The following is a 4361-nucleotide window of genomic DNA, read 5'->3' on the forward strand; positions in this document are numbered from 1 at the left end:
CCGGCGCTGGCCCCGTCCGGCCGCGCTTGCCGGCCCGGCGGCGGCGCTTTATGGTCCCGCGCCCTGAGCAGGCCTGTTCGCCTTGCCCGTTGCCAATTTCGTCGAAGGACCAGCCCATGTCGGATGTCGGTGGTATCGCCGCGGATCGCCTGAAGTCGTTCATCGAGCGCATCGAGCGCCTCGAAGAGGAGAAGGCCGGGATCGCGGGCGACATCAAGGATGTCTATGCCGAGGCCAAGGGCACCGGCTTCGACAACAAGATCATTCGCCAGATCATCCGCCTGCGGAAGATGGAGCAGGATGACCGCCGCGAGCAGGAAGAGCTGCTCGACCTCTACAAGCAGGCCCTCGGCATGCTGGAGTAAGAGGCGCAGGCCGCGCTCCCTCGGGGGCTGCGGCCCGGCTGTCTCTCTCAGCCCGCCTCGGCCAGCAGCCGGGGCGCCGGCGGGATAGCGCTGCGGTCCTTGACGGTGCGCAGCGCGACCAGGGTCTTGACGTCCTTGATGTTGCCGACCGTCATCAGCTGCGTCCGCAGGAAGCCTTCATAGGCTTCCATGTCCTCGGCGACGACCTTGAGCACGAGGTCGTAGTCGCCGGTGACATAGTGGAATTCGATGATTTCCGGCAGTGCCGACAGCCGGCGGATGATGTCGTCCAGCCGCGCGCTCTGGCCGGATTCGATCGTCACCAGCACCACCATGACCAGCGGCCAGCCCATGGTCTTGGGGCTGACGACGGCGACCTCGCCGGCGATGCAACGGCTGCGCTTCAGCCGCTGCACCCGCTTGTAGCAGGCGGCGATCGACAGGCCGACCCGGTCCGCCGCCGCATGCATCGCCAGGGCGGCGTTCGACTGCAGGGCGTGCAGCAGCTTCAGGTCGATCCGGTCCAGGGTCTCTTTTGCCATATCGGTGCTTTTGCCAAGGTGTCGGCGATAATTTTTATCGGAGGCCGCCGAACATGAAGAAAAATAATGTCGGGATTCCGGCATAACGTCCGCCGCGAAGACTTGATGCCTTGGGAATAGGGCAAAGCCGGATTTATAGGATCCGATTTGTCTGATAAATTATCCGGATGCGTCCGATTTTCCGCGATTTGATCTTACAAGCGGGATCCACAGGTGCAGCGATGAGACTCGAGACACCCCGGCTGATCCTGCGCCCCTGGGAAGATCTGGACCGTGCCGATTTCGCGGCGATCAATGCCGATCCGGAAGTCCGCCGCTATTATTATCCCAGCGTGCTGACCGCCGCGGAAACCAGCGACGTGATCGACGCGACGATCGCGGAGCTGGCCGAATGCGGCTTCGGCTTCGTGGCGGTCGAGCGCAAGGCGGATGGGGCGCTGGTCGGCGGCGCCGGCCTGTCGCGGCCGGGGCCCGAGGTGCCGGGCGGGCACCCGGCCGAGATCGGCTGGATCCTCGGCCGCGCCTTCTGGCGCCAGGGCTATGCGACCGAGATCGGCACCGCCTGCCTGGCGGCCGCTTGGTCGCGCTTCGGCCTGGCCGAGGTGATCGGCTACACCTCGGCTATCAACACGCCGTCGCGCCGGGCGATGGAGCGGCTGGGCATGCGCCAGGTGCCCGGCGGCGACTTCGACGACGTCACCGTCCCGCCCGGCAACCCGCTGCGCCCGCATGTGCTGTACCGGATCGCCCGGCCGGGCTGACAGCTCCGGCCGGGCGATCCGGCGGGGTGGGTAGATGCCTAGTTCCAGGCCGCGATGAAATTGACGACATAGATGTCCGCGGTGCCCTTGTCGGTGTAGCCCGTCTGCAAGCCGAAGCTGGGCTGCTTGCCGCTGCCGCCATCCGTCCACGGAATGATGACGGACGCGGTCACGTAGACGTCGCCCGGGGTGGCGGCCACGGCCGGGGTGGTGGAGGATGATCCCTGCAGCGTGATCGTGAACTTGCCCGTGTCGGTCTTCTGGACCGAGAAGTTGCCGGATCCGCTCAGGATCGAGCCGTCGCTGCCGCTGATACTTCCAAATGCTTGCTGCATAATAATATTGCCTTGTTAATGTAAGTATTGTGCCAGATATGATGGCACGAGAGATTAAATAAATCAATATTCTATGTTGCCAGAGGTCCCCCGGATTGATTCAATATTGTGAGTATTTGATTGATCCGCCGAGGTCGGGCGACCCGTCCGTTTCTTCCGGAGGTCCCCAGGCCTACGGCGCGGGGGTTCTGGGCATCGCCGACCCGTTGGCACCCGAGCCCCTGTTCTTTCCCCAGACGGTCTGCTAGATATAACAAGGTAAATCTTGGAAAAAGAGAGCGGACCATGGAGGAGACGATCGACGGCCGGTGGAGCGAGCTGCTCACCCGGCGCTACGGCACCGGCGTCGCCACGCTGTGCCTCGGCGTCGCGCTGTTCGCGCTCAACACCTTCCTGGTCTCGACCTCGCTGCCCACCGCGGTCACCGAACTCGGCGGCGTCGGCCTGATCAGCTGGGCCTTCACCGTCTATCTCGTCGCGGCGATCGTCGGCGGCACCGCCGCGGCGATGGTCAAGCAGCGCATCGGCACCCGCCCGGCCCTGATGCTCGCGGCCCTCGCCTTCCTGGTCGGCACCCTGATCGCCGGCCTTGCCGGATCGATGCCGGTGGTGCTGGTCGGGCGCCTGTTCCAGGGCGCGGGAGAAGGGATGATCGCCGCGGTCTGCTACGCGCTGATCCCGGAGATGTTCCCGGCGCGGCTGATGCCCAAGGTGTTCGGGGCGGAGGCGATCGTCTGGGCCGCGGCCGCGTTCGGCGGGCCGCTGCTGTCCGGCGCGCTGACCGAGGCCGTGTCCTGGCGCGCCGCCTTCCTGGTCAACGTGCCGCTGATCCTGGTCTTCGTCGCCTTGGTCGTCTTGGTGGTGCCCGTGGACCAAGGGCCGCGCCGCAGTGCCGCGGTGCCGCTCCTGCGCCTGTCCGGCTGCGCCGCCGGCATCATGCTGGTCTCGGTCGCCGGCATCGTGCCTCACAGCTGGCAGGCGGCGCTCTGTGTCGTCGTCGCCATGGCGGTGCTGGCGACGGTGGTGCTGGCCGACCGGCGCAGCGCCGACCGGCTGTTCCCGTCCGACGCCTTCACCTTCCGCTCGACGGTCGGGGCCGGGCTGTGGGTGGTGCTGCTGATGCCGCTGGCCCAGGCCGCGACCTCGGTCTACCTCAACATCACCATCCAGCATCTCTGGGGCTACGGCCCGACCATGGCCGGCTATATCAGCGCCTTGATGGCGATGTCCTGGAGCGGCTGGGCCATCCTGGTCGCCAACATCGCCGATCCCCGCACCCAGGGCCGGCTGGTCCGGTCGGGGCCGTTCCTGCTGGCGGTCGGCCTGTTCGGCGTGATGGTGGCGCTGGTGTCGGGCCAGCCCTGGCTGCTGATGCTGTGCCAGGTCCTGATCGGCGCCGGCTTCGGCATGTCCTGGGCCTTTCTCAGCCAGGCGGTGATGGAGGCGGCGCGGCCGGGCGAACGCGACGCCGCCTCCGGCCTGCTGCCGACCCTGCAATCCGGCGGCTACGCCATCGGCGCCGCGCTGTCCGGGCTGGTCGCCAACGAGGCCGGCATGGCCGGCGCCGTCGATGCCGCCGGCATCGTCCATGCCGCGTCCTGGGTGTTCGGCATCGCCGCCCTGCTCAGCACCCTCGGCTTCCTCGCCAGCTTCGGCGTCAAGCGGGGCTGACAAGGGCCGGCTGCGTCAGCCCCTCACGGCGTGGCCGAGCAGGGCGTCCAGCCCGCCGTCGAGCCATTGGGCGCGGACCTCGTGGCCGCCATCGTGCAGGCACAGGGTGATGCTGCCGCGAAGGCATTCGGGCGTCACCTCGCAGGCCACACCGGCGATCACGGCCGGGTGGGTGTCTTCAATCCGGCACTGCCCGCGCGCTTCCAGCACCGCACGGCTGGCGAAGGTGTCGCCCTGGTGCCAGTGGGTGCCGATCGCGCGGCCGGCCAGCGGGAAGGTGTGGTCGGCGCGGCCGTGGAAATGGATGATCGGCGGCGGCGTGGCCTCGCAATCCGACGGCTGCGGCAGCGGGTCCCAGAACACGCCGGAGAAGGTGACGGCGCCGGCGACCCGGTCGCCGAGATGGCAGGCGACATACCAGGCCATCGACGCCCCCTGCGAGAAGCCGCCGACCACCACCCGGTCCGGGCCGAAGCCGAAGCGGCGCTGCAGATCGTCCAGCACCTCCCCGGCGAATTTGGTCTCGTCGCGGTCCTGGCTGGGTGACCCCGCGAACGACCAGGTGTGGTCGATGCCATCGGGGGCGGCGAAGGCCAGGCCGTGCGCCTGGGCCGTCGCGATCAGGTCGGTCGCCCGCATCTGGTCGGCCGCCGAGCCCTCATAGCCGTGGAAGAACAGATAGACGCC

6 protein-coding genes are annotated in these 4361 nt (G+C 67.8%); 3 read left to right on the plus strand and 3 right to left on the minus strand.

The genetic code is table 11. The features are described 5' to 3' along the window. Positions 1-116 precede the first annotated feature (116 nt). Complete coding sequence (locus AC3XYG_RS38790; RefSeq protein WP_309797195.1) at positions 117-365, plus strand: DUF2312 domain-containing protein; 249 nt, start codon at positions 117-119, stop codon at positions 363-365. Positions 366-412: 47 nt separating this feature from the next. On the opposite strand, the gene AC3XYG_RS38795 is transcribed toward AC3XYG_RS38790, so the two are convergent. Continuing rightward, positions 413-907 (minus strand): Lrp/AsnC family transcriptional regulator, encoded by a 495-nt coding sequence (locus AC3XYG_RS38795; protein ID WP_489145251.1) that lies wholly within the window; start codon positions 905-907, stop codon positions 413-415. Between the two features lie 221 nt (positions 908-1128). Here AC3XYG_RS38795 and AC3XYG_RS38800 point away from each other — a divergent pair, with 221 nt between their 5' ends. Next, positions 1129-1668, plus strand: a complete 540-nt coding sequence (locus AC3XYG_RS38800) for a GNAT family N-acetyltransferase (protein WP_489145252.1) — start codon at positions 1129-1131, stop codon at positions 1666-1668. Between the two features lie 38 nt (positions 1669-1706). Here the strand turns inward: AC3XYG_RS38800 and AC3XYG_RS38805 are convergent, their stop codons facing one another. Beyond that, positions 1707-2003, minus strand: a complete 297-nt coding sequence (locus tag AC3XYG_RS38805; protein WP_489145253.1) for a hypothetical protein — start codon at positions 2001-2003, stop codon at positions 1707-1709. 285 nt (positions 2004-2288) lie between these two features. Here AC3XYG_RS38805 and AC3XYG_RS38810 point away from each other — a divergent pair, with 285 nt between their 5' ends. Further along, positions 2289-3674, plus strand: a complete 1386-nt coding sequence (locus AC3XYG_RS38810; protein WP_489145254.1) for an MFS transporter — start codon at positions 2289-2291, stop codon at positions 3672-3674. Between the two features lie 15 nt (positions 3675-3689). Here the strand turns inward: AC3XYG_RS38810 and AC3XYG_RS38815 are convergent. Continuing rightward, the coding region (locus tag AC3XYG_RS38815; protein WP_489145255.1) for a CE1 family esterase at positions 3690-4361 on the minus strand (672 nt) is incomplete at its 5' end.

Source organism: Inquilinus sp., assembly GCF_057815775.1.

Coding starts and splice junctions, on each gene's coding strand:
- AC3XYG_RS38790 (WP_309797195.1), top strand. CDS start 117: ATGTCGGATGTCGGTGGTATCGCCGCGGATCGCCTGAAGTCGTTCATC.
- AC3XYG_RS38795 (WP_489145251.1), bottom strand. CDS start 907: ATGGCAAAAGAGACCCTGGACCGGATCGACCTGAAGCTGCTGCACGCC.
- AC3XYG_RS38800 (WP_489145252.1), top strand. CDS start 1,129: ATGAGACTCGAGACACCCCGGCTGATCCTGCGCCCCTGGGAAGATCTG.
- AC3XYG_RS38805 (WP_489145253.1), bottom strand. CDS start 2,003: ATGCAGCAAGCATTTGGAAGTATCAGCGGCAGCGACGGCTCGATCCTG.
- AC3XYG_RS38810 (WP_489145254.1), top strand. CDS start 2,289: ATGGAGGAGACGATCGACGGCCGGTGGAGCGAGCTGCTCACCCGGCGC.